The organism is Idiomarina baltica OS145 (genome assembly GCF_000152885.1).
GTDB lineage: Bacteria > Pseudomonadota > Gammaproteobacteria > Enterobacterales > Alteromonadaceae > Idiomarina > Idiomarina baltica.
Map to the genome: position 1 here is coordinate 116,393 of NZ_CH672405.1, position 25,585 is coordinate 141,977.

Here is a 25,585-nt window from a genome sequence, read left to right on the forward strand (position 1 = left end):
TCAAATTGTCGACATAATTAAGTGTTGTTACTATTCTGCCCGATCATTTAGGTATATTACAAGCATATTTATAAAGTATTGTCGACAATACTGGAAAGATTGCTTTTCAGTTGAAGACCTTCACTATAATTTACGACGTCAAATTTCGGAGAAGATTATGTTTGAGTGGATCGCCATGCCCGAGGCGTGGATTGCATTGGCTACACTGACCGCATTAGAAATTGTACTGGGCATTGATAACATTATTTTCATTTCTATTTTAGTTGGTCGTTTGCCTGAACACCAGCGGAACCGAGCTAGAACGCTGGGCCTAATATTAGCAATGGGCACGCGACTATCGCTTTTATTCTCCCTCACTTGGGTCATGTCATTAACAACTCCCTTATTCGACGTCCTTGGTAAATCAATCTCGGGGCGTGATCTCATCTTACTGCTGGGTGGCTTATTCTTACTTGGCAAAAGTACCTTAGAGATACACCATGCGCTTGAAGGCGAGTCGAGCGAGGGACACAGTGCTGTACAAGCCAATTTTGTCGCTATACTGGTGCAAATTGCAGTGCTCGATATCGTATTCTCACTTGATTCAGTCATTACTGCGGTCGGTTTAGCGGATCATCTGTCGGTCATGGTGATTGCGGTTATCCTATCCGTTGGCGTCATGCTGATTGCGGCTAAGTCGGTTTCAGATTTTGTCGACAAACACCCGACTATTAAGATGTTAGCGTTAAGTTTCCTCATTTTGATTGGCATGACGTTAGTTGGCGAGGGAATGGGCTTTCATGTGCCTAAAGGGTATGTCTATTTTGCCATGGCGTTCTCACTTGCGGTGGAATTTTTAAACATCCGCGTGCGTGCCAAAAAACGGGCCTCAGAACCTGTACAGCTGAGAAAGTCTATCCCGGGGGACAGCCAACCCAAAAACCAATAAATTCATCGCTAAAGGTTTTAATCATGGGCATTGGCTAGTAAAGTATGACCACTTTTTTCGACTTCGACCAAAGTCGAATGGGTCAACATTAATTTTTATAACAAACGGATAATTAAAATGGATCCAAAAAATATTGTCGACAAAGACGCTAGTTTTTTCGGACAGCCAGGGGGACTTCAAACCCTGTTCTTTACCGAAATGTGGGAGCGCATGAGTTACTACGGCATGCGCGCGTTGCTCGTGCTGTTTATGACCGCCTCAATGCAAGAAGGTGGACTTGCCATTACCGTCGCCTCCGCCACAGCAATATACGGTCTTTATACCGGTGCTGTTTATTTCATGGGCCTTCCTGGTGGTTGGATTGCTGACCGCCTTCTGGGTGGCCAACGCGCAACCTGGTATGGTGGCATCATCATCATGCTGGGCCATATCGTACTGGCAATCCCAAGCGAAGCCAGCTTCTTTATCGGTATGATCCTCGTTGTTCTTGGAACAGGTCTTCTCAAACCGAATATCACGGCGATGGTGGGTCAACTGTATAGTTCAAATGATGACCGTCGTGATGGTGGCTATACCCTTTACTACATGGGTATTAACATTGGTTCTATTATCGGTTACTTCGTTACCGGTTACTTGCAAGAAAATGCCGGTTATCACTGGGGCTTTGGTGCTGCAGCAGTAGGTATGGCTTTTGGCCTAATTCAATACAAATTGACACAGCCCAAGTTAAAGGGTGTTGGCGAGAAGCCAGCTAAACCTATGAGCGCAGGTGCTGCCAAGCGTAGCTGGGCAGTAATTTATTTGCTATTGGCGGGTCTGGCAACCGTCACCTATCTAGCGCTAAACAATATTATTGTTATTGATCCAGTGGTATTAGCTGGCAACGTGGCCGTTATCTTTACTATCATTTTCTTCGTGTATTACCTGAGTATTTTCCTGTTTGGTAAACTGACACGCAATGAAATGAAACGCCTCGGCGCCTTGTTCCTCGTGTGTATCGCATCAACCATGTTCTGGGCAGGCTTCGAGCAAGCCGGTTCTTCATTTAATTTGTTTGCACGTGACTTAACCGATCGTATGATTGGCGACTTTGAAATTCCAACGACTTGGTTCCAATCGTTAAATTCAATTTTCCTGGTCACGTTGTCACCATTCTTCGCGGCGCTTTGGATTAACCTCAGTAAACGCATGATTAACCCTTCTTACGGTTTTAAGAGTGCAATCGGTCTGATGATCATGGCAACCGGCTTTATCGTCATGTTCTTCGCCTCTCAAGCCGCTGCAAGTGGCCTTAAGGTCGCGCCTTACTGGCTAGTTGCTGTTTACTTCATTCACACCGTGGGTGAACTATGCTTGAGCCCTGTCGCATTAAGTGCCGTAAGTAAATTGTCGCCAAAACGCATGGCGGGTCAGTTAATGGGCGTATTCGTATTGACCTATGCGATGGGTAACTTAATTGCTGGCTTGTTAGCAGGTGGTCTTGATCCTGAAAACCCTCAAGCCATGCCAGAGCTCTACTGGACGATATTCCTATTCGGTGTCAGTGTGGGTGCGGTAGTATTCGTTCTCGCCTTCTTCACTCGTAAGTGGGAAAAGCTGCCACCAGACGACGGTGAAGCTGACAACGATGATCATCCAGGTGCGGTTATTGACGCTAATGAGCCAGTCAATAAACCGTAAAGTGAGATGTATCGCATCATTAAAAAAGGGGCTTAGGCCCCTTTTTTAATGGTTTATGACTTAGACTTTGCCGGCTTTTCCGAAACATAAATCGTAATATGCCCTGCGGCCACCACAGTACCATCGTCTCGATAGGCAGTGACTTCGATAGGCTGATCGCCAACTTGCCATGTTTGCTCTGTCGCTTTCGCTTCAATGCGCACATCACTGTTTGTCTTAGCCAAGTAATTAACCTGCATGCCCTTAGGCAGCCAACGTAAGTGCTTAGGAATGGACGCCTCAGCTAATGCCCCCATCGCCATTTCCATGCCATTACATACAGCAATCGCGTGTACGGTACCAATATGATTTTCAACCGCTTTGCGTTTTTTAAACGTCAGTTGACAAAAGTTAGGCTCAAGCTCAGTGACTAGCGGCTTTATCGAAGCAAAGTAAGGCGCTTTGCGAGCGAACATCAGGGAGAAGATACGCGCCCCCAACGGCAGCTTTAAACACTGTGCTCTTAGTTTTAGTAGATAATTTTGTTCACTCACGTGTGTTCCTCAACAGTTAGACATAAAAAAAGCAGGCCGCAGCCTGCTTTCTATCACAACCTTATGTTCATTATAATCTTGCGAGCGTCTCGTTCAATACTGAACATGGGCGCATAGCAGCAGATACTTTATCAGTGTCTGGCTGATAGTAACCACCGATATCGACTTGCTTACCTTGAACACCGTTCAATTCGTCCATGATGGCTTGCTCGTTCTTCTGCATAGCTGCAGCGAGTTTCTCAAAGCGCTCTTGAAGCTCTTTGTCTTCAGTTTGCTTAGCCAGAGACTCAGCCCAATACATCGCCAAGTAGAAGTGCGAGCCGCGGTTATCAATCTCACCCACTTTACGCGAAGGCGATTTGTTCTCTTCCAAGAACTTCGCGGTCGCATTATCAAGCGCATCAGCCAAAATCTGTGCACGACGGTTGTCGGTCGCACGGCTGAGATGCTCAAGTGAAGCCGCCAACGCAAGGAATTCGCCCAGTGAATCCCAACGTAAGTGGTTCTCTTCCACAAACTGTTGTACGTGTTTAGGTGCTGAGCCACCCGCGCCGGTTTCGAATAAGCCGCCACCGTTCATCAATGGGACAATCGAGAGCATTTTCGCAGAAGTGCCCAACTCAAGGATCGGGAACAAGTCAGTCAAGTAGTCACGTAATACGTTGCCCGTGACTGAGATCGTGTCCTTGCCTTCTTTCACGCGCTTCAACGTGTGGCGTGTTGCTTCTTCAGGCGACATGATTTGGATATCCAAACCATCGGTGTCGTGCTCTTTTAAGTAAGTCTCAACTTTGCTGATCAATTGAGCATCATGGGCACGGTTTTTATCGAGCCAGAATACGGCAGGCATGCCACTTAAACGTGAGCGATTAACGGCAAGCTTAACCCAATCACGGATAGGCTCGTCTTTAACCTGACACATACGCCAGATGTCGCCTTCTTCAACCGCGTGTTCAAATACTACATCACCCGCTTGATTCAATACTTTTACCGTACCATCCGCCGGGATTTCGAAGGTTTTATCGTGCGAACCGTATTCTTCCGCTTTTTGCGCCATCAAACCAACATTAGGCACTGTACCCATGGTTGCAGGATCAAACGCACCGTTTTCACGGCAGAAGCTAATCGTCTCTTGGTAAACACCCGCATAGCAACGATCGGGAATCATCGCCTTAGCTTCTTTCTGTCCACCTTCTCGGTCCCACATTTGGCCCGAGTCACGAATCATGGCAGGCATTGAAGCATCAATAATAACGTCGCTTGGTACGTGTAAGTTAGTGATACCTTTGTCTGAGTTAACCATTGCTAACTCAGCCTGTTTGGCATAAACGGTATTCAAGTCATTCTCGACTTCCTGACGCTGTTCATCGGTCAGTTTATCGAGCTTAGAATACAAATCGCCGATACCGTTGCTGGCATCAAACTCAATTTCTTTCATTAAATCGGCGTGTTTTTCAAGTACATCTTTGAAATAAACACGCACCGCGTGGCCAAACATGATCGGGTCAGAAACTTTCATCATGGTGGCTTTTAAATGCAATGACAGTAGAACGCCCTGCTCTTTAGCAGCAACCGTCTCTTTCTCGAAGAACGCTTGTAGCTTCTTGCGGCTCATAACAGCAGCATCAACAACTTCGCCGGCCAGCACTTTGATACCGTCCTTAAGCACGTTTTGCTCACCGTTACTCTCCAATACGATTTTAAAGCTATCGTCTTGGCTTGAAGTCATTGATTTTTCTGATCCGTAAAAATCGCCTTCTTCCATGTGCGCAACGTGGGCTTGGTTATCTTTACTCCAAGCGCCCATGCGATGGGGGTGCTTCTTAGCGAAGTTTTTAACCGCCATCGGTGCACGGCGATCTGAGTTACCTTCACGTAACACAGGGTTCACCGCACTGCCTTTAACGCGGTCATAACGTGCACGAATATCTTTTTCTTCGTCAGTCTGTGGATCAAACGGGAAGTCAGGTAATTTGTAGCCTTGTGCTTGCAGCTCTTTAATGCACGCAGTCATCTGTGGAATAGATGCACTGATGTTCGGCAATTTAATAATGTTAGCTTCTGGTGTCTTCGCTAATTCGCCTAACTCAGCCAATGCGTCTGACTGGCGCTGTTCCTCAGTAAGATACTCAGAGAATTGCGAAATGATACGACCTGCAAGTGAAATATCACGCGTTTCAACTTTAACGCCTGCCGCTTTAGTAAAGCTTTGGATGATAGGCAGCAGCGAGTAAGTAGCTAAACGTGGTGCTTCATCCGTTTCAGTATAAATAATCTTCGATTTGTCGTTCGACATAATGATTCCTATCGTTTATCAGACTTCGTAATAGGTTGAACTGTGGGCGAATTATACGGGATCTACCCTCTAATTACCATTCACCCGTATTTTCCATCGTGTCCCAAGGTGCCTCTGGTTCACGCGCGCCACCTTTTTGCAGTAGTTCGATCGAAATACCATCCGGAGAACGGACAAATGCCATGCGTCCATCACGTGGCGGACGGTTAATCGTCACACCGTTATCTTGTAACTTTTTGCACAGTGCATAAATATCGTCCACTTCATAGGCTAAATGGCCAAAATTACGCCCGCCGTCATACGACTCTGGATCCCAATTATATGTCAGCTCCACCATCGGCGCTTTGTTTTCGTTGGCCGCATCTTCGTCTTCGGGTGCAGCTAGAAACACCAATGTAAAACGCCCGGCTTCAACTTCTTTCCGGTACATTTCTTTAAGGCCCAACAAGTCACAATAAAAACGCAATGACGCGTCGAGATCCTCGACCCGAACCATGGTGTGTAAATATCTCAACGTTAACTCCCTACAACAGTATTTACTTCAGTTTAATCATATCGTTAATACAACACGATTCGACCTTTGGCGAATGTTTCAGCCAAACAGTTTTCTCTTCACCGCTCGACCAGCAATGCGCAGCTTCTGACGGGTCGGAAAGCGCTTAAAAGTTGACTTTACCGTACCTTGAGTAAAGCGCGTGGGTTTACTGTAATCAATATTAACATCAACCAATACACTCTGTCCTTTAGCTGCGACGTCGAATGCTTGGGCTATATACGCATCGAGCTCAGCTTCGGTTTCAATACGAATATAATGCGCTCCGGTCGCTAATGCCATGCCTTCAAATTTCGCACCCACCAATGCCGTACAGGGTTTTCGCGCATAAGGCGTTTGCTGCGCTTGCGCGATTTGAGATAGTTCGCCGTCGTTGAATACAAAACAAACAACGCCAACCTCCTGCTGTTGCGCTGTCAGCAACTCCATTCCCGTCATAACAAAACAGCCATCTCCCACAATGGCAATGGTTTGTCGCTCGGGCTGTGCCAGCTTTGCGCCGATTGCGGCAGGAACAGCATAGCCCATCGCGTTATAGTCAGTGGGAGTCAATAATGTCATGCCGGCTTTTAGGGGCAATAATTCCGCCGCTAAGTACGTATGATTTCCATCATCCAAAACAATGATCGCGTCATCCATCATTTGTGCGGCAATTGACGTAAAAAACACGTATGGATTAATGCGTTCGTGACTATCATGCGCTCGCCATTCGTCGAAATAATCCTGTTTTAACTGCTTAATTGTAGCCTTGAGCGACGCACTATCGGCTCGTGCTGCCTGACCGCTCAGCGCGTTGTTTAACAACTTCAGTACCTCTGTGGCATCTCCTTTGATGCTCACTTTGCTCGGATAATTCCGGTTGAATACCGACTCATCGATATCAATATGAATGAGATTTTCGGGCACTTTCGCGCTGAAACTGCCTGTTGGGATTTCGGCAAAACGTGTACCAATCGCGATCATTAAATCGCAGTCTTTGAAGCTTGCTTGCGCTGCGGGTACTGCCGAAGCTGAAAAACCAAAGCCCACATGCAGTGGATGATCATGAGGAAAAACCGACAGTCCCTGCAAGGTGGTCGCCACCGGTGCTTGCAGATATTCTGCTAAATCAATTAGTTGCTGTTGCGCGTGTCGAGCACCCCAACCGACAAACAGTCCGGGTCTCTTACCCGCTGATATGAGTTCAACAGCCCGTTGAATGGCTTGCTCATCGATAGCCGGTGTAGTGGGCTGAGGCGGCTGTTGAGGTTGAGCAACGGTTGCATCAAATAGCTGCAAATTAACGGGAATTTCGACTAACACGGGACCTGGCTTTCCTTCGGTCGCCAGTTGGTAAGCTTGATACAATACATCCGTCACATCATTTTGATGATTAACACGAAACGCGCCTTTGGTGATCCCCTTTGCCAGTTCCAACTGGTCAACACCATGCAAGACAAAATCAAACTCGGTATCAGTGCGCACACCACCCGAAATCACAAGCATCGGAACACCATCAAGATACGCCTCACCAATACCACTCGCTGCATGGGTGAAACCGGCAGCGGGAACAATGGCGAGTACACCAATGCCCTCGTGCATTTGCCGAACGCGACTCATGCCATCGGCCATAAACGCGGCGCCCCCCTCATGAGTGACTAAGATAGGGGTAATCTGCTCACTGGCGTGCAGCGCATCATAAAACTCTGTGTTGTGCACACCGGGAATACCAAACGTATGCGTAACCCCGAGTTTTTCGAGCGCTGCTACGGCTAACTGTGCTGCATTTTTTCTCACACCCGCTCCTTATTATTAGCTTCTTATTAAGTGCGATTCATTAAGTTGATTAATGTCGTTGCACCCCATTAACGCCAAGCTAACGGAGAGTGCTTTTTGCCACTGCTTAAGTAGTTGTGTCACGCCAAACTCGCCATAGCCAGCCAGTGCGTATATCCATGCACGCCCTAATAGCCCACCATCGGCGCCCAGCGCCAGTGCAATTAACAAATCCTGTGGGTTACGCAGCCCGCCATCGAGCCAAAGTTCAATGCGTTCGCGACATCCCTGATTCAATAAGTGTTGGTGAATCTCGGGTAATATATCAATTGGACATGGCGCGCCATCCAGTTGACGCCCCCCATGATTAGAAATGATCAAACCGTCGGCACCGACTTTTACAGCCTTCAGTGCATCATCAGAATGCAAGATACCTTTGATTACTAACTTGCCGGGCCAACGGGAGCGAATCCACGCAATATCATCCCACGTGACACGGGGATCAAACTGTGCGTCAACCCAGCTTTTGAAGTCTGTCAATTGTCGTGCGTTGGGCACCGCGTCGGTGAGATTGCCAAAAACGTGGGGGCCGCCTTTTAAGCCTACGTCCCATAACCATTGGGGATGTGATACAAAGTCATAGAATCGCTTTAACTTTGCGAGCCCCGTGCTTGATTCGAAGCCATTTCTGACATCTCGATAGCGCACACCCAACACCGCCAAATCGACCGTCACAACGAGCACTTCAACACCTTGTGCTTGCACGCGATCAAGTAGCTGTACAACAAATTCGCGATCGCGCATCATGTATAATTGAAACCATGCTGGTTGAGTATCACGATGCTGATGAATTTCATTAATACCGCATAGTGACACGGTGGATGCGCAGAAAGGAATGTGTTCGTGTTGAGCAGCTCGGTATGCCTGTGTTTCGCCACGACGCGCCATCATGCCTGCTAAGCCGACAGGTCCTAGCGCAAGCGGCGCTGCATAAGATTGACCCAGTCGATTCACCGCAAGGTTTATATGTTCAACATCACGCAGCACACGTTGTTGTAAGCGCCAGCGTGAAAACGAATGGACATTAGCGTGTGCGGTTTGTTCAGCGAATGCACCGCCATCAATATAATCAAATAGTGCACGTGGCAAACGCCGCTTAGCAGCTTGCCTAAAATCCTCACTGCCCGCTGGGGTAATCGGGTATCTCATAATGGTTCAAACGTTGTTTTAATGAACGCCAATTCGGCAGAAATGAGTCCATTAACGCATAAAAACGCCTGTTATGGTAGCGCTCAAATAAGTGCGTAAGCTCATGAACAACAACGTACTCAAGCAACTCCAAGGGAAAGTGCACTAATTGGAAGCTCAGCCAAATCTTCTCGGTTCTTGTGTTACAAGTGCCCCATCGTGTATGCATTTTGCGGATGCCGAAACAACTTGCTTTGACACCCATCAAGGGTTCCCAATAAGTAAGGAGCGCCGTGATCCTCTCACTTAAGTAGCGGCGCAGTTGTCGTTCGACGTGTTGTTCAGTCAGTCCCTTATCGCCCCGTACAGTCACGTTGAACAGTGCCGAATCAGCCTCAGGGCCAGCCGCCTTGGCGTTTCGGCAAGCCTGGCATAGATACCAGCGACCCGCGAGTAACACGCGCTCCGTACTGAGTAACGGCACGCTGGGCGAGCGCGCCGTATCACGCAACTGTGCACGACGTTGTGTAATCCAGTCATGCCGCTCTGCAATGAGTTCATCAATGTACTTTTGAGGACAGCGTTTAGGTGCACTCACCTCTAGCTCATCAGCCGAACGTAAGCGCAAATAAATATGCTTTATCGGCTTACGCAGAATGTTAACTTTAAGAGGCGTCGTTATTTGTTCCATGCCCACCTTGTTTGACGATAAGCTGCTTTAACTCGGTGATCTCTGACCGTAAACCAGCGATTTGCTCGTTTAACTGCTGCTCGCGACTTTGTTCAAGCTCTTGCTCACACGCTTGCAGTTCAAGTCGGCTTTCTTTATCCATTACATTGACAACAATACCGATCACCATGTTCAGAAAAGCAAAAGCGGTCAAGAAAATGAACGTCATATAGAACAGCCAACTCCATGGATAGACTTCCATTGTCTCATATTGGATATCCGTCCAGTCTTCAAACGTCATCACGCGGAACAGAGTGAGCATCGAACGTGCGATGTTTTCCCAGAGGAACGGATTAATATCTTTAAATAGATAACTCCCCAGCGCAGCGTAGATGTAGAAGATAATGAACATCAACAATACGACGTAACCCATCTGCGGCAGTGCTTTTAGCAAGGATGTAATGAGCGTTCGTAATTCGGGAATGATCGATATCATTCGAAGCACTCGGAAGACACGCACAAGGCGAGCCAACAAAGCAAGTTCCGAGTCGTTTACTGGAATGAGGCTGACCACAACTACCAGCGTATCGAACACGTTCCAGCCATTTTTAAAGAAGTGCTTTTTATCGCTATCGGCGATGAACCGAATGGTAATTTCAACCACAAAAAAAACCGTGATGAACCAGTCCAAGCCCACCAGCATCGTATTTACCAAGTTCGGTAGTTCGTAAGTTTTGGCACCAATTTCCAACGCCGAGATGATGATTACGGTAATCACCGCAAACTCAAATAAACGGTTGTTCTTTAACGCGGCTAAGCGCCCTTTTAGTGCTTCATACATACGATTGTTTTACCTTAAATATCGAAACACGTTTACAGATAGAAAACCCAAACTAAATAGCCTGCCAGTAGAAAACGGTAAATCACGTAAGGCCACATACCAACTTGATTTAACCATTTCAAAAACAGGTGAATTGCAGTGATAGCCGTTATAAATGAGGCCAAGGTACCTATCATGAATGCAGTCCAATCGATCAATATATCCTCGCTGACCACATCCATTAATTTTAGGGTTGCCGCTGCTAAAGTGATAGGAATCGCCATGAAAAACGAGAATTTTGAGGCGGTTTCTCGCGTCATTCCCAAAAATAGCCCTGCCGTAATCGTCGACCCTGATCGAGACGTACCAGGAATCAGAGCAACGGCTTGAAATAAGCCGACAATGATGGCGTCTTTTAAACCAATTTGATCGAGTGTTCGCGTTCCGCGACAAAACTTATCCGCCACCGCGAGCAATACGGCAAACACGACCGTTGTCGTAATGATGACTGCGACGGCGCGTAATACAGAATCAACGTAATCAATCAGGAAATAGCCGGCTACACACGCTGGAATGGTCGCGATCACGACCATCCATGCAAGTTTGCTCTCACCAACATGTTTTCCTCTCGGTATGGAACGCAAGCCATCAAAAAGCAAAGTCCCCACCTCTTTGCGGAAATAGCCAATAACGGCTAACAACGTTCCCACGTGAACCGCTAAATCAAAAGCAACCCCTTGATCTTGCCAGCCTGTAAGCACGGGCAACAAAATTAGGTGAGCAGAACTAGAGATGGGTAAAAACTCAGTAATCCCTTGTAATATCCCCAACCAAATAGCGTGTAAAAGATCCATATTAATGCCTACTAACTGATGTTTTTATCATTTTCGCAGGCATTATACGCACAACCGCTTTTAATTTAATAAGCGAAAGAATAAATTTTCGGTCTCTTATCGCTTAATGCGCTCATGTAATCGCGTGACCACGTCAACCGTATCCCTCTCTGGAATAAGAAAACACAGGTTAAATTCACTGGCACCCTGGCAAATAAGCCGCACGGGTGTTGGTGCGACGGCATCAAACACCCATTGGCTGAGCTGGGACTGACGACCAATTTGATTACCTATAAGTGCTATGAGCGTTAAGTTGTACTCAAGTTCAACTTTAGCAAACAGTTCAATCTCTGCGATGGCTGCGGCTGGCACAGATACCGCGTGATTAGCTTGACTACCTCCCTCATCTAACGTGAGCGCAATACTTACTTCTGAAGTCGTGATCAGGTCAACACTAATATCGTACTTAGCGAAAATCGAAAACAACTGCGCGAGAAAACCCGAAGCATGAAACATATCAATGCTATGTACGGTCATCAAAGTCTGCTGTTTACGGACTGCGACTGCCCTAACATCGGGTTTATGAGTACTGTTCTTTACCAAACGAGTTCCGCCACGAGCAGGATACGCCGCATGCCCGACAAATACCGGTATCTGATACTCAATAGCAGGCAATAAGCTCGCAGGATGTAAAACTTTAGCGCCAAAAGTCGCCATTTCAGCCGCTTCATCAAAGCTCATTTCAGCGATTGCAAAAGCATCTGAACATAGTCTTGGATCCGTCGAATACACGCCCGCCACATCGGTCCAAATTTGTAACTCTTGAGCTTGGACGACAACCGCGAGCAACGCTGCTGAATAGTCACTTCCGCCGCGTCCCAGGGTTGTTGTTTGACCCCTCTCATTTTTTCCGATAAAGCCTTGGGTTACATAGAGCCGACCAGGCTCTAAGGTTTTAAGCCATTGTGGTGCTTTTTCTATCATGGCTTTAAGCTGCGGTCTCGCTCGACCGTATCGACTGTCGGTAAAGAGCCAAGTTTTCGCCTCAAGTACTGCGCTCGGTTGTTCTGTTTTCGCTTCCCAAGCCCAGCTAAATAGTAGGCTTGAACAATACTCACCAAAACTCAAAAGCTGGTCTCGCCACGCGACAAACGAAGCATCATGGGGAGTAGGTCTGCGCGCCACATGTTGTCTCAGTCGGTCATGCAAGTCATCAAGCGCTAATTGCTTCTCCACCGCTCCGGCTCTGTTTAAACGGGATAATTCATCGGCGATCTCTGTATGTCGATGCACTATCTCAGACAATATAGACTCCACATTGTCAGACTCGTTAGCGAGCATCACTAGCCGGTCGGTAACGCCAGCACATGCACTTACGACCACTAAGATAGGTTGGTTTTGTGATTTTACGTTGGCAACCGCGGCGCATATTGCCGAATAATTAGCGACACTGGTTCCACCAAATTTTGCAACTCGAAATGTATGTTGGGGATTAGTCATTTGATCCTCTGAACAACTTACAACAATGTTCAGAGAGCTTGGTACATGATGAGGATTCTCAATACTGCAGCCAGAAGCTCTCCACCCGTTTGGTGACAACTGCAGGTGTTCAAACCCAACAGCCGATAACCAAGCATCCAACCGCTCAGTTACCTCGGCGAAAAACTCCCTCACATTTCTTAAGTGTTGGAACTTATCAAGAAATGCTACCTAGCTATCGCGCCTCTTCCTAAGCCTTATTATTAATCGTTCGTTGATGAGATTCAACTGCCGAAATGAAACTACAAACCTGGTTACGACCATTTGACTTTGCTTGATACAACGCTCGATCGGCTTGTGAGATTAACTCTTCTGGGCTCTTAACTCTGTCAGCACTCGATACACCGATGCTCACACTGGTCGTTACCGATTCAGTAATTGACATATTCAGACTACGGCGAACGCGTTCCGCGAGTCCTAAAGCATCACTTTTTGAGGTGTTCGGAGCGATGATTAGAAATTCTTCACCTCCCCAACGGCCGACAACATCGTCATCACGAACGACCTCAGTGAGACGTTGAGCCATTTTGACGAGCACTTCGTCACCAAACAGGTGGCCGTGTTCATCGTTAATTCTTTTAAATAGATCAACATCGAGTAATAGGACAGAAATAGGTAATGTCCGACGCTCTTTATATAAACTGAATAGCGTTACGTCGAGATACTGTCGGTTATACAACTGTGTCAGTTTATCCGTCTTCGCCATTTTTTCTAAGCGAATACTTTGTTCTTGTAATAACTCATTGGCCTCGGTTCGCGTCTTTTCATAAAAACGGTACAAAAGAAGACTAATAACAAATACCTCGAGCGTATTTAAAAAGCCGCCGAGTGATAAGTAAGGCACCTGTTTAACGAAAATGCTGATGTAGAGCTGAATCAGGAAGATAGTAAAAAAGACAACGGTTAACCAAAAACCCCGTGTCTTACCTAAAAGAAAAAACGCAAAAGGAGGAAAAACAGCGGTCCATAAGTAGCCATTATTGCTTCCAGCCGCCAATGATAAAAACGCAGTGATCAATAATCCGAGAGTGAGAACAAAAAGCCAACTTACCAGCTCTAGTAATCGCTTCCGTTTAACAAGGTACAGCAGGCTCGCCGCAATAACCGCACCCAACGCATCAAGCAGAGCGAGTACCGGGTCACCGAATACAGCTAAATTTATTACTGCCAGTAGACACAGTGCGCCGACCCCCATCATCAAGCACGCTTGTAACAGTTGGCTGCGGCGATAATTAGGATCAAGCTTATCGATGATATATGTAGGACGAAGTAATTTTTTCACTCAGATTGATTAACCGCCCAAATAAAAAAAGATTGACGGAAAAATAAACACCCGTCAATCTTTTTTGGAATCGATTAACTCAATCAAGCGGATTGTTTTAGCGTATCCATGTCAATAACAAAACGATATTTGACATCACCTTTTTTCATTCTTTCGAAGGCTTCGTTAATATTCTTGATATCAAGCATTTCTACATCACAGTGAATGCCATGTTCACCACAGAAGTCCAACATTTCTTGGGTTTCTGGCATTCCACCAATCAGCGATCCTGCAAGTACACGACGCTTCATTACCAGTTGCCCTGCCTGTAATGCGGGATCTACTGGCTCAAGCAAGCCGACCAAAATATGCGTTCCATCAAATTTCAGACAATTCAAATACGGATTTAAATCATGCTGAACAGGCACGGTATCAAGCATAAAGTCAAAGGTTTCTGCCACCGCTTCCATTTGTTCAGGATCAGTCGAAATAACAACGTGATCAGCGCCTTGCTTTTTAGCTTCTTTGACTTTACTTTCCGAGCGCGTGAAGAGGGTCACTTCTGCGCCCATCGCTTTGGCGAACTTTACACCCATGTGACCTAAGCCACCCATTCCAATCACGCCGACTTTGTCACCCTGCTTAACACCGTAGTGACGCAGTGGAGAATAGGTGGTTATCCCTGCGCATAACAAAGGAGCACTCTTGGCAGGATCGAGGCTGTCGGGAACGCGAACAACAAAACGGTCACTGACAACAACATTTTCTGAGTAGCCGCCGTAGGTAATTGAGCCATCATGCTTGTCCTCACCGTTGTAAGTCGGCACCATGCCACTCAAGCAATATTGCTCTAACCCTTGATCACATGCCTCACAGCTACGACAAGAGTCAACCATACAGCCAACACCAACAATGTCGCCTTCTTTATAGTCTTTAACATCCTTACCGACAGCCGTTACGCGACCAATTATTTCATGACCGGGAACCACCGGGTAAATCGTTCCACCCCAGTCATTCTGTACGTAGTGAATATCCGTGTGACAAACACCGCAATACAGAATATCGATGGCTACGTCATCTGCGCGAGGCTCACGCCGTTCAATAGTATGGGGAGCCATACCTGAGTTTTCAGATTGAGCCGCATAAGATTTAGTCATGCTTTATCTCCAAAGTTGATATAAATTTAGATTCAGCTATTACGAATGTTGTAAGTAATGGTAATCAATTTACAATTCACGTACCATTTGAAAGTCAGCAACCTTCAAAGTCGTGACAAAATGCTCAAACACGTGATGCTCAGTAAGCTTAAAATCATTTCACTCGTTACCGCTGTTTCAATTCTTAGCATAGGCAGCTTCGCGCATAGCGCACCGACTGATCCTTCCATCAATACGACGCAGTTCGATCTGCCGGTCGACCAGTCAATTCACTATATGACTCGTCAGACTTGGACAACCCGCGATGGCTTGCCCCACAACTCGATAAATGCCATTGCACAAGATAAGCAAGGCTTTCTCTGGTTTGGAACTTGGCAAGGCCCGGTCCGCTTCAACGGCAAAGACTTTGAGATCTACGATGATATACGCATTACTGGATTACCCGACATCGGTATTTTCTCAATTGCGCTCAATCCGTGCGACGATAGTATCTACGTTGCGGGTGCGCGCGGAGGACTTAGCCGCTTTCATGACAACCGCTGGCTTCCACTTGAGCCTGCACCTCCATTTGTCAACGAAGTAGAAATCGACGCGCACTGCACGATTTGGGTTTCAAGTAGCGAACAAGGCTTGCTCACGTACGAAAATAATGAACGTGTATCGCAATTTACTACCGAAAATGGCTTACCCTCAAATAACGTCTATCAAGCACGTATTGATGACAAAAGCAATTTATGGGCGGCAACGTCTGCCGGGCTGGCGGTCAAGCCTGCGGGTTCAACAGGGTTTAAAGTCATCGAAGGAATTCCCGCTGACCGTATTCGGAAACTTTTTCTCGATACGGATGGTCAGCTCTTGATTGGCACCGGCAACGGGGTTTACCAACAACAACCTAATACATTTGAATTTAAACAGTTGTTGCCAAATATCAATTACACCATCAGCGCGATCAATCGTACAAGAGACGGAGCTCTGTGGTTAGGGACCTACCGTAATGGCGTATTGCGTCTGTACAATGGCGAATTGCAGCAAGTTACTACGGCTAATGGACTCCCCAATAACCACGTCTTAGATATTCTTGAGGACCAAGAAGGGAGTGTTTGGGTATCGACCCACGGTGGTCTCATGCAGTTTCGGCGTTCATTGTTCACCACGATGCAATCTCATAACGGTCTTGCTGGCGACTTTGTAAGGTCGGTTTATGAATATAAAAACCAACTATACGTTGGAACAAGCAACGGCATAAGTACCGTCAACGAGTCACGTCTCGCAACCTTTAACCCCCCTCACCCTTTGGCAAATCAATCTGTTTTGTCGTTTGCTGATTATCAAGGGCAACTGGCCATTGGTACCTATACCAATGGATTATTCATCTGGGATGGTGAACGTGTTACCGACCACTTAACTACCGATAATGTTCTTAAATCAGAAGAAGTGCGTGCCATCGCGACGTCAGAACAATATGGTGTATTCCTCGGTACGCCGATTGGGGTTACCCAACTAGTGAAGACAGCCAACGGCTGGCAGTCAAAATTAATAACGACCCGAGATGGACTGCAAAATAATTACATCACCACGCTCCGGGTCATTGGCGATGAACTTTGGGTTGCCTCAGTCAGTGGTGTTTCTGTCATTGACTTAGCTGCGTCATCAGATCATTCGTTTAAGATTAATAAGCTTGATTTCAGTGGCTTGAATGACGCCCAGCTAACCTTTCAAATTAGTCTGAAAGGTCCTTACGTTTTTCTCGCTACCGACCGAGGTCTAATATATCACCATCAAAAGAATGATACCTGGGGCATCATTAACCGAGATCAAGGATTACCATTGGATAACTATATGTCCATGGCCTTTGATGGGGATGCAAACATTTGGTTAGGTTCTAACCGTGGCGCCCTGTTTATTGCCCATGATGTATTTGATGACTTTCTCAATGGCAAGATCGATAAACTGACCTATCAACGCTTTACCGAAGTCGATGGTATGGGGAGTTCACAAATTAACAGTGGCAGCCCCGCAATGATACGCAGTAGTACGGGACGAGTATGGATGAGCACTGCGCGTGGCGTATCGTCGATTGCACCCTCCGATTTGAAATCGATGGTACAGGTCGCCCCACCCGCGGTTATTTCATCCGTGACAGCCGACGGCGAGCGAGTGACTTATGGAGGCCATATACCGGCGGATACGCAACGCCTTGTAGTCAATTACGCCGGATTAGGATACCTCATGGCCGACCACATCGAATATCAAGTTCGCCTTGTGGGTTTCGATGATAATTGGCTTGCTCGCGGTTCAATGACCACATCTGAATATACGTCCTTACCCGCCAATGATTACGTATTTCAGGTCCGCGCTGCGTATCCAGGAGGTGCTTGGAGTGACCCCGTCAGCTTCGCCTTCACTCGTTCTGAACATCCCTGGCAACAATCATGGTTTTGGCTATCTATCATTTTTGCCTTGGGATTGGCGGCAACTATATTAGTGCGAGCACGAATTCGCTTTTTGAACAACCAACGGGCTCAACTCGAGCTGATGGTTGCCGAAAAAACCAAAGAGCTTAAAGGGCTTGCACGTCAAGACTCACTGACTCAGTTAGGTAATCGGCGAGCATTTGATGAGCAGCTTCAGTATGAATTTAAACGTTGTGAGCGATCGGAACAGCCTCTATCGCTTGCTATTATCGACGTCGATCACTTCAAATCTATTAATGACCGTTTTTTACATGTGATCGGTGACCAAGTACTGATAGAGCTCTCGGCGCTATTAAGCAACATGTTAAGAGATATAGACTACATTGCGCGCTGGGGCGGCGAAGAGTTTGCATTGTTAATGCCCGAGACAACCGCTAAAGAAGCGCTACAAGCAGCCGAACGAATTCGTCAGCGGATAGAGGACACATCTTATCAACATCTTGCCGATGAGCTAGCTGTGACAGTGAGTATTGGCGTGGCCTCGAGCGAACATTACCCTAATCACAGTGCGCTGTTAGTAGCTGCTGATAAAGCGTTATATAAAGCCAAGCAAAGTGGTAGAAATAGAACGGAGTTAGCCTAAATATGAAAAAGTCACTTATCGCGTTGACGGTGGTCGGGCTGCTCGCTGGTTGCGGCGACGCCACCACTCATGAGCAAAACGCTAACACCAAAGTGTCGGTCAAAAGCGTCTCAATGTCAGAGAAGCTCAATGAAATTTATCAAGGGTATTTTACCGAAAATCTCGATTTAAATCCTCTCACGGCGACGTATATCGGGCGCGAAGGCTATAACGACAAACTGCCTAATTTTTTGTCACCAGCCCACCGTAAAAAACAACGCCAGTTAGAGCAGACATACCTAGATAAAATCGATTCTATTGATATCGACTCATTAACTGAAAAGCAGAAAATTAGCTATCAAATATTTCGTCAGGACCGCATTAACGCCATCGCAGGGTTTGCGTTTCCTTCGCACCTGATCCCGATTAACCAGTTTTATAATCTGGCAAATCAATATGCGATGCTTGGTTCAGGTGACTCGGCTCAACCATTTAATGATGCTGAAGACTATGCCAATTGGGCAAAGCGGATGCATCAGATCCCTGTCATATTTGATCAAGCTATCGCAAATATGAAAGAAGGCGTAGAAACAGGTATTGTTCAACCTCAGGTACTCATCAAAAAATCAATAACACAAATCCGAGCTCAGCAAGTTAATGATGTTAAAGAAAGTATTTTCTGGCGCCCCATTGACCAGTTTCCAGATACGTTATCGGAGCAACAACAGGAAGCGTTCCGCACTCAATACGCCAACATATTGAATAACGAAGTTATTCCCGCCTATCAACGCTTAGCAGACTATTTAGAGCAAGAATACTTACCTCACACACGCACCAAGAGTTTCGGAATTGGTCAGCTTCCAAACGGAAAAGCATGGTATCAGCACCAAATCAAAGTCAATACATCAATCGATATCAGTGCCGACAAGGTTCACCAACTCGGTAAGCAAGAAGTCGCGCGTATTCATGATGAAATGCGTCAAATAATGACTGAAATCGACTTTCAGGGTGATTTAAAAGCATTCTTTAACTTCATGACCAACGACGAACAATTTATTTACCCAAGTCGTCAAGCCATGCTGGAAGACTACCGTGCTCTCCGCGCAAAAGTGGACGCGCGTGTGCCGAAACTATTTAATATTTTCCCGCAAGCGGACTACGAAGTGAGACCCGTTGAACGCTTCCGCGAGCAGTCAGCCAGTTCCGGTAGTTATCAATCTGCACCGAGGGGGAACACGCGCCCTGCTATATTTTACCTAAATACGTACGATCTTCCCTCTCGCCCCACGTGGGCAAAAACCGCTCTATTTTTGCACGAGGCAGCACCGGGACATCATTTCCAAATTAGTATTCAGCAAGAATTGGAGGACTTACCGCTATTCCGTAAGTACGGTCGACAAACAGCATATACCGAAGGCTGGGGTCTCTATGCTGAATCGTTAGGCGATGAGCTGGGATTGTACCAAGATCCTTATCAGCGATTTGGTGCGTTAGCGGCTGAGCTCTGGCGGTCTATTCGTTTAGTTACTGACACCGGCATTCATGATAAAGGTTGGACCCGCCAGCAAGTGCTCGACTACATGTACGATAATGCTCCAGTAGCAAAAGCACGGGCTGTTTCAGAGGCAGAGCGCTTCATGGCGTTACCGGGGCAAGCCCTCGCTTATAAAATAGGTCAGTTGAAAATCGCAGAGTTACGACGCATGGCAGAACAAAAGCTCGGTCCTAAATTCGATATCAAGCGTTTTCATCGCATCGTGCTAGAAGATGGCGCACTGCCTCTATTTTTACTCGAGAAGAAAGTTCGTCTATGGATAGCACAGCAACTTTAATCCTCATCCGACTGCTGGCGCGCCGCGCGGCGTGCCAGCCCAGCACAGCGTTTCGAGCAGTACTTAACCTGTTCCCAATCGCGCTCCCATTTCTTTCTCCACGTAAAGGGTCGATGACAATGGGCACAGCATTTGGTGGGTAAATTAGATTTTTTATGTGCCATGTTAAAGTAAATGATCAACGGGGAGCCGAGCGGTAAGCCATACAACAAACCGACGTCGCCAGCCGGCATCAGGTTCGCGATAAATACGTTTGACCGGAACATGACTGCGATCCACCCAATAAAGTTTATAAAAACGGTTTAACCTAACTTGATACGCCCGCAGCGGTAATTCATGATCAAAAATCTCGATGATGCGTTTTGCCAGACTTGGCGATTCGATAATGAGGCCCGCTTCGGTATTAATTTGTGCTGACCGTGGGTCAAAATTGAACGACCCAACGAAGACCGAACGCTCATCAACAGTCACCGTCTTAGCATGCAAACTTGTCGCTGAGCGACGAAAATAGGGCAACACCCGATTTTGGGGAGATTCTTCAGTGCGCCGTATTTCGTATAGTTTTACACCCGCGGTTAGCAGGCGTCGCCGACGCCGTTGATAACCCGCGTGTACTGCGGGTACATCTGTTGCTGCTAACGAGTTCGTTAGTACTTGAAACTGAACACCCTGCTCGAGCATCGCTTCAATCTGTTGAACACCATTTTGCGTTGGCACAAAGTAAGGCGAAACCATACGAACCTGTTGTTTTGCACGACTCAACACCTTAACCATTTGTTGAACTACTAAACGCGATGGCTTGCGTGACATTGATGCTTTGTACGGATCATCACTAATCCATTGGGCTTCTGCCGAATGCCAGGTTAATCGACTTAAATCGAGATCCTCGTCAGCGAGACCACCGAATACATACTCATTCAGTTGCTCTGCATGGGCTTGTTTACTGAATTGCTGCCAACGCGCAATAAACGCCTCGGTCCGACTGCGACCCGATATATTGTCAATCGACACAGCGAGATCACACTGCCAATAGTTCGACCAGTCCTCAGCAATAGCGCTCACGCAATCACCCTTGACGAGTACATCTAAATCTGAAAATAGCTGCCCTGCATGGGTTCCAAAATACTCGTCACCAATATTGCGACCACCCACGATGGCATAGCAGTCATCGACAATGAACGCCTTATTATGCATGCGTCGATTAACGCGTCGAAAGTCAGTAAAGTAATTAAGCCAGCGCAGTTTGCGATGAACTAAGGGGTTAAACAACTTAACTCGAAAGTTCGGATGCTGACTGAGATCACGTAACAACTGTTCGGTTGGCTTACTCGTAAAATCATCCAACAGCAAATAAACCTTCACGCCACGCTCAGATGCCAGTTTGCACTCATTCAACAGCGTTAAGCCACTGGCATCATCGCGCCACATGTAATATTGCAGCTTGATTGAGTGCGAAGCCATGCGGATGAGCGCAACGCGTTGGCGTAGACTTTCTCGGGCATCATCAAGCAAAGCAAACTGGTTGTGCTGTTTCATCGCAGGTGCTCGATTGCCTGCTGGATTCCCGCCAGTGTCAGTGCTTCCATCCGTCCGGACATGATCTCATCGATCATCTGAATAGAGGGGTAGTACTTCCAATGACTTTCAGGCTGAGGGTTGAGCCATACTGCGCGCTCAAATCGAGCCAACAGACGCTCTAACCAGACCTTTCCGGGCTCCTCGTTCCAGTGCTCAACACTCCCACCGGAGAATGCAATTTCATAGGGCCCCATAGTTGCATCCCCAACAATGATAAGTCGGTAATCCTCACCGAACCGTTTAATCAGAGATTCGGTGCTAACAAAGCTTGAACGCCGACGCGCGTTGTCATGCCAGACGCCTTCATAAACACAATTATGAAAATAGAAGCGTTCGAGGTTATGAAACTCGCCCTTCAGTGCTGTAAAAAGTTGCTCGACCTCGTAGATGTGATCATCCATCGAGCCACCAATATCCAACAGTAACAACACATTTACGGCATTGTGTCGTTCAGCTTGCCATTGCAGATCCAGCAGCCCACCTTTTTTACTTGTCGCTCGGATTGTTGCTTCAAGATCCAACTCGGTCTGAGCTCCCGTTCTTGCGAACTGACGCAAGGACCGCAAAGCCAGTTGATATGAGCGTTGCTCTAATGCAGCATGCTCGTCTAAATCACGGAATTCTCGTTTATCCCATACTTTGGCTGCACTTCGATTTCGGTTCCCCTCTTGCCCAATACGAATACCGTTTGGATGATAACCGTAGGCGCCAAACGGCGAAGTACCTCCAGTACCTATCCATTTGTTGCCACCTTGATGCCGAGACTGCTGCTCCTTTAACCGCTCCTTAAAGGCCTTCATTAGCTCGTCTAAGCCACCTAACTGGTTTAGCTTCTGTTTATCCTCTTCGGATAGATTTCGTATCAGCGGGTTATTCAGCCAGTCCTCTGGGATACGTTCGGCCACATCCACATCGACGACTTTATCGATATACTCGGAAAAGGCGCGGTCAAATCGATCAAAAAAACGTTCATCTTTGACCAATATAACTCTCGATAATCGATAAAAGTCATCGATACTCCCCCAAATCACTTTTTGCTCTAACGCTTCGAGCAACGTGAGATACTCAGTGATAGAGGTTTTTAGGCCGTGTTTTCGAAGCGTAAAGTAAAACTCAATAAGCACGAGACGCCCGCTCGATCAATTCGATATCTTGCTCATGTTTCAACAGTGCACCGGCTAACGGCAACACAGATGGACGCTCGCGATACTCAGCAAGTTGCTCGGGTGAAATATCTTCGGTTAGCAATAAACGCAACCAATCCAGTAACTCCGACGTTGACGGTTTCTTCTTTAAACCTGATATCGAGCGCACACCAAAAAATACCGCGAGTGCCTCATCAAGTAATCGAGCTTGCAGGTTTGGAAAATGAACTTTCACGATCTCAGCCAACGTAACTTCATCCGGAAATTGGATATAATGAAAAAAGCAGCGACGTAAAAAAGCGTCGGGTAATGTTTTTTCATTATTAGACGTGATAATAACGATAGGTCGCTGTTTTGCCTCGACCTGCTCCCCGGTCTCATAGACGTGAAAAGCCATTTGATCGAGTTCTTGTAGTAGATCGTTAGGAAACTCAATATCGGCCTTATCAATTTCATCTATCAATAATACAGGACGTTTTTCGGCGCTAAAGGCTTGCCACAACTTGCCCGGCTTAATGTAGTTTGAAATGTCATGTACTTTGTCGCTACCCAGCTGACTATCACGTAAGCGCGAGACTGCATCGTACTCGTAAAGGCCTTGTTGTGCTTTTGTCGTCGACTTGATGTTCCACTGCAAAAATGGCGCATCAAGTGACTCCGCAAGTTCGATTGCTAAACGAGTCTTGCCGGTACCCGGTTCTCCTTTTAGTAGCAACGGCTTTTCGAGTGTCACCGCCGCGTTTACGGCCTGTGACAAGTCATCAGAAACGATGTAATGCTCTGTGCTTTTAAAACTCATTAATTTTTAACCTTATCAAGTCGATTCAAAATTCTGGCTAAATCCGCTTTCACAAAGGGTTTTGTCAAATAATCATCCATCCCTGAACGCAGAGCGTGAGTGCGAGTTTCAGGGTATGCATTAGCGGTCAATGCAACAATATGTGGTTGATGTATCGGTAGGTCACGAATTTTTAACGTGGTCTCAATACCATCCATGGTCGGCATATGAAGATCCATAAAAACAACATCGACAGTGTTCTGTTTTAGCATCTCAACAGCCTCATGACCACTCGATACTTTTGTCACATGTTGATCGAGCGATGTTAGCATCTCGCTCACGATCAGCTGATTGATAGGATTGTCATCCACAATCAATATACGGCGCGGCACAAGCGTAGGTAGTTTCGGCTTATCAAGCGCTTCGTGATTAACATCATCACTATAAACCGCATACATGGGTAGACGTAGACTAAAACATGTCCCCCGATTCGGCTCACTATCGACTTCAATTTCACCATCTAATAGCTGTACTAAGTTTCGTACGATGGCTAAGCCAAGCCCGCTGCCGCTTTGCTTTTTACTTAAGCCTTGATGTTCTTGTTCAAAGAGTTGCCAAATACGTTGTGTGTCACGAATACCCGCACCTGTGTCACGTACTTTAATCAGCAACTCGCCCTGCGCTTGCGTTTGAGTCGTTGTGGCTGGATCGACAGACCAGTCAATCGACAGCATAATAGTGCCTTGTTCAGTGAACTTAACGGCGTTGTTCAGCAGGTTTGTCAATATTTGTATCAGTCGCGCGCGATCACTAAAAATCCGTTCGGGCAACACTTGGCTGTGATGAATAATAAACTTCACACCCTTTTCTTCGATTGGCGCACGATACATCGACTCAATGTGTTGCAGAATCCGCGCTAGCTCTAACACGTCTTTATTAAGCTTCAACTGACCTTCTTCTGAGCGTGTTAGATCCAATAAATCATTGAGCATCTGTAGCAAATGATCACCGCTCTCTTTAACGGTCATGAGTAATTGATGTTGATGAGTATCCAAAGCAGTATTCTCGAGCACACTGACTAAGCCCAAAATACCATGTAACGGTGTCCTCACTTCATGGGACATATTGGCTAAAAATACATTCTTAGCACTGGCCGCACGACGCGCATTAATTTCTGCCTGCTTTTGTTCAGTGACGTCCGTTACCGTTCCGGCGTAGCGCGTTGCTTTTCCGTGTTCATCCCGCTCAATGACACGACCTCTGTCAAGGACATAAACGTAATGTCCGTCACGGTGGCGAATGCGATGTTGGCTCTCATAAAACGGTGTAATTCCATCCAGATGATCTTTAACCGCTCGCCATACGCGGTCATAGTCATCTGGGTGAAGTCGGCTTGACCAACTATATGGACTTTGCTCTATTTCCTCTCGTGACCAGCCGAAAATCTGCGCCCATCGGTCGTTGAAAGAAGTTAAGTTAGATTGAGGATTCCATTCCCAGGTGCCGAGTCGAGTCGCGTCGAGTAGCAATTGTAACCGATTACGCTCAGTTTCTAATTTTATCTCTAACTCTTTGCGCTCCGTAATGTCGATTAAATAGCCAAATAATAATGGCACGCCGTCATCAGTATCCATTTTTATAATCGTGGTATCGGATACCCATACATGACGTCCATTTTTATGCTTAATGCGATAATCATTGTGTGTGATACGAAAACCCGTTTCGCCGCTTTTTAAGCGTTTAACTTCCTCATTGACACGAGGTAAGTCATCCTCATGTATAAGAAACTTAAAATGAACTTCACGGTCGATAAACTGCTGTTTATTGTAACCAAAGATGGACTCAACATTATCCGACACATAACGCACCGGCCACAGTTCCGAGTCTTGCCAGACAAACAAGCACACACTGTTGCCCGCAGCAAGTAACTCTGCAAAGTTTTGATTACCGATCTGCTCGGGGTTAGGTACACTCAATGTTTCTTTCATTTACTCACGCGTCGC

20 protein-coding genes and 1 riboswitch are annotated in these 25,585 nt (G+C 46.6%); of the genes, 4 read left to right on the forward strand and 16 right to left on the reverse strand.

Annotated features, from left to right (window positions below; genetic code table 11):
* Window positions 1–157 precede the first annotated feature (157 nt).
* Window positions 158–928: a TerC family protein gene (locus OS145_RS06420; protein ID WP_006955445.1), complete on the forward strand. Its 771-nt coding sequence runs from the start codon at window positions 158–160 to the stop codon at window positions 926–928.
* Between the two features lie 117 nt (window positions 929–1,045).
* A complete protein-coding gene (locus tag OS145_RS06425) occupies window positions 1,046–2,608 on the forward strand; it encodes a peptide MFS transporter (RefSeq protein WP_006955446.1) in 1,563 nt (520 codons plus the stop codon).
* 53 nt (window positions 2,609–2,661) lie between these two features.
* Here OS145_RS06425 and OS145_RS06430 read toward each other — a convergent pair whose 3' ends face one another.
* The 11 genes from OS145_RS06430 to OS145_RS06480 all read right to left on the reverse strand — a co-directional run bounded on the left by OS145_RS06430 (window position 2,662) and on the right by OS145_RS06480 (window position 15,213).
* Window positions 2,662–3,141 (reverse strand): hotdog fold domain-containing protein, encoded by a 480-nt coding sequence (locus OS145_RS06430; protein ID WP_040487865.1) that lies wholly within the window; start codon window positions 3,139–3,141, stop codon window positions 2,662–2,664.
* Between the two features lie 70 nt (window positions 3,142–3,211).
* A complete protein-coding gene (locus OS145_RS06435) occupies window positions 3,212–5,437 on the reverse strand; it encodes an NADP-dependent isocitrate dehydrogenase (RefSeq protein ID WP_006955448.1) in 2,226 nt (741 codons plus the stop codon).
* A gap of 73 nt (window positions 5,438–5,510) precedes the next feature.
* A complete protein-coding gene (gene gloA / locus OS145_RS06440) occupies window positions 5,511–5,951 on the reverse strand; it encodes a lactoylglutathione lyase (RefSeq protein ID WP_040487867.1) in 441 nt (146 codons plus the stop codon).
* 78 nt (window positions 5,952–6,029) lie between these two features.
* Window positions 6,030–7,766, reverse strand: coding sequence for a thiamine pyrophosphate-binding protein (locus tag OS145_RS06445; protein WP_006955452.1), 1,737 nt, complete (start codon window positions 7,764–7,766; stop codon window positions 6,030–6,032).
* A gap of 15 nt (window positions 7,767–7,781) precedes the next feature.
* Window positions 7,782–8,954 (reverse strand): alpha-hydroxy acid oxidase, encoded by a 1,173-nt coding sequence (locus OS145_RS06450; protein ID WP_006955454.1) that lies wholly within the window; start codon window positions 8,952–8,954, stop codon window positions 7,782–7,784.
* The gene (locus OS145_RS13005; RefSeq protein WP_006955456.1) at window positions 8,923–9,624 is read right to left on the reverse strand and encodes a M48 family metallopeptidase; all 702 of its coding nucleotides are present in this window, start codon (window positions 9,622–9,624) and stop codon (window positions 8,923–8,925) included. Before OS145_RS13005 ends, OS145_RS06450 begins: the two co-directional genes overlap by 32 nt.
* Entirely contained in the window at window positions 9,599–10,444 is an 846-nt protein-coding gene (locus OS145_RS06460) for an ion transporter (RefSeq protein ID WP_006955457.1), read from the reverse strand. Before OS145_RS06460 ends, OS145_RS13005 begins: the two co-directional genes overlap by 26 nt.
* 32 nt (window positions 10,445–10,476) lie before the next feature.
* Window positions 10,477–11,277 carry an undecaprenyl-diphosphate phosphatase gene (locus OS145_RS06465; RefSeq protein ID WP_006955459.1) on the reverse strand — a complete coding sequence of 267 codons (801 nt, stop codon included), beginning with the start codon at window positions 11,275–11,277 and terminating at the stop codon, window positions 10,477–10,479.
* Between the two features lie 96 nt (window positions 11,278–11,373).
* Window positions 11,374–12,756: a lysine-sensitive aspartokinase 3 gene (gene lysC / locus OS145_RS06470; protein ID WP_006955461.1), complete on the reverse strand. Its 1,383-nt coding sequence runs from the start codon at window positions 12,754–12,756 to the stop codon at window positions 11,374–11,376.
* A 66-nt stretch (window positions 12,757–12,822) separates the two neighbouring features.
* Window positions 12,823–12,992, reverse strand: a riboswitch (Lysine riboswitch).
* Window positions 12,986–14,077, reverse strand: a complete 1,092-nt coding sequence (locus OS145_RS06475; protein ID WP_006955462.1) for a GGDEF domain-containing protein — start codon at window positions 14,075–14,077, stop codon at window positions 12,986–12,988. Its footprint overlaps the riboswitch before it by 7 nt.
* 83 nt (window positions 14,078–14,160) lie before the next feature.
* Complete coding sequence (locus tag OS145_RS06480) at window positions 14,161–15,213, reverse strand: NAD(P)-dependent alcohol dehydrogenase (RefSeq protein ID WP_006955463.1); 1,053 nt, start codon at window positions 15,211–15,213, stop codon at window positions 14,161–14,163.
* 120 nt (window positions 15,214–15,333) lie between these two features.
* Here OS145_RS06480 and OS145_RS06485 point away from each other — a divergent pair, with 120 nt between their 5' ends.
* Together OS145_RS06485 and OS145_RS06490 are read left to right on the forward strand one after the other, a co-directional pair.
* Window positions 15,334–18,270 (forward strand): ligand-binding sensor domain-containing diguanylate cyclase, encoded by a 2,937-nt coding sequence (locus OS145_RS06485; protein WP_165477452.1) that lies wholly within the window; start codon window positions 15,334–15,336, stop codon window positions 18,268–18,270.
* A gap of 2 nt (window positions 18,271–18,272) precedes the next feature.
* Window positions 18,273–20,081 (forward strand): DUF885 domain-containing protein, encoded by a 1,809-nt coding sequence (locus OS145_RS06490; protein ID WP_006955465.1) that lies wholly within the window; start codon window positions 18,273–18,275, stop codon window positions 20,079–20,081.
* Here OS145_RS06490 and OS145_RS13165 read toward each other — a convergent pair.
* The 5 genes from OS145_RS13165 to OS145_RS06510 are packed head-to-tail and all read right to left on the reverse strand — an operon-like array spanning window position 20,078 to window position 25,570.
* Entirely contained in the window at window positions 20,078–20,245 is a 168-nt protein-coding gene (locus OS145_RS13165; RefSeq protein WP_006955466.1) for a DUF2256 domain-containing protein, read from the reverse strand. The genes OS145_RS06490 and OS145_RS13165 overlap by 4 nt on opposite strands.
* A gap of 1 nt (window position 20,246) precedes the next feature.
* Window positions 20,247–21,617 carry a phospholipase D family protein gene (locus OS145_RS06495; protein ID WP_006955467.1) on the reverse strand — a complete coding sequence of 457 codons (1,371 nt, stop codon included), beginning with the start codon at window positions 21,615–21,617 and terminating at the stop codon, window positions 20,247–20,249.
* A complete protein-coding gene (locus OS145_RS06500; protein WP_006955468.1) occupies window positions 21,614–22,783 on the reverse strand; it encodes a vWA domain-containing protein in 1,170 nt (389 codons plus the stop codon). The genes OS145_RS06495 and OS145_RS06500 overlap by 4 nt, the downstream gene beginning before the upstream one ends.
* Window positions 22,773–23,603 carry an AAA family ATPase gene (locus OS145_RS06505; protein ID WP_006955469.1) on the reverse strand — a complete coding sequence of 277 codons (831 nt, stop codon included), beginning with the start codon at window positions 23,601–23,603 and terminating at the stop codon, window positions 22,773–22,775. Before OS145_RS06505 ends, OS145_RS06500 begins: the two co-directional genes overlap by 11 nt.
* Window positions 23,603–25,570: a PAS domain-containing sensor histidine kinase gene (locus OS145_RS06510; RefSeq protein ID WP_006955470.1), complete on the reverse strand. Its 1,968-nt coding sequence runs from the start codon at window positions 25,568–25,570 to the stop codon at window positions 23,603–23,605. The genes OS145_RS06505 and OS145_RS06510 overlap by 1 nt, the downstream gene beginning before the upstream one ends.
* Between the last annotated feature and the right edge of the window lie 15 nt (window positions 25,571–25,585).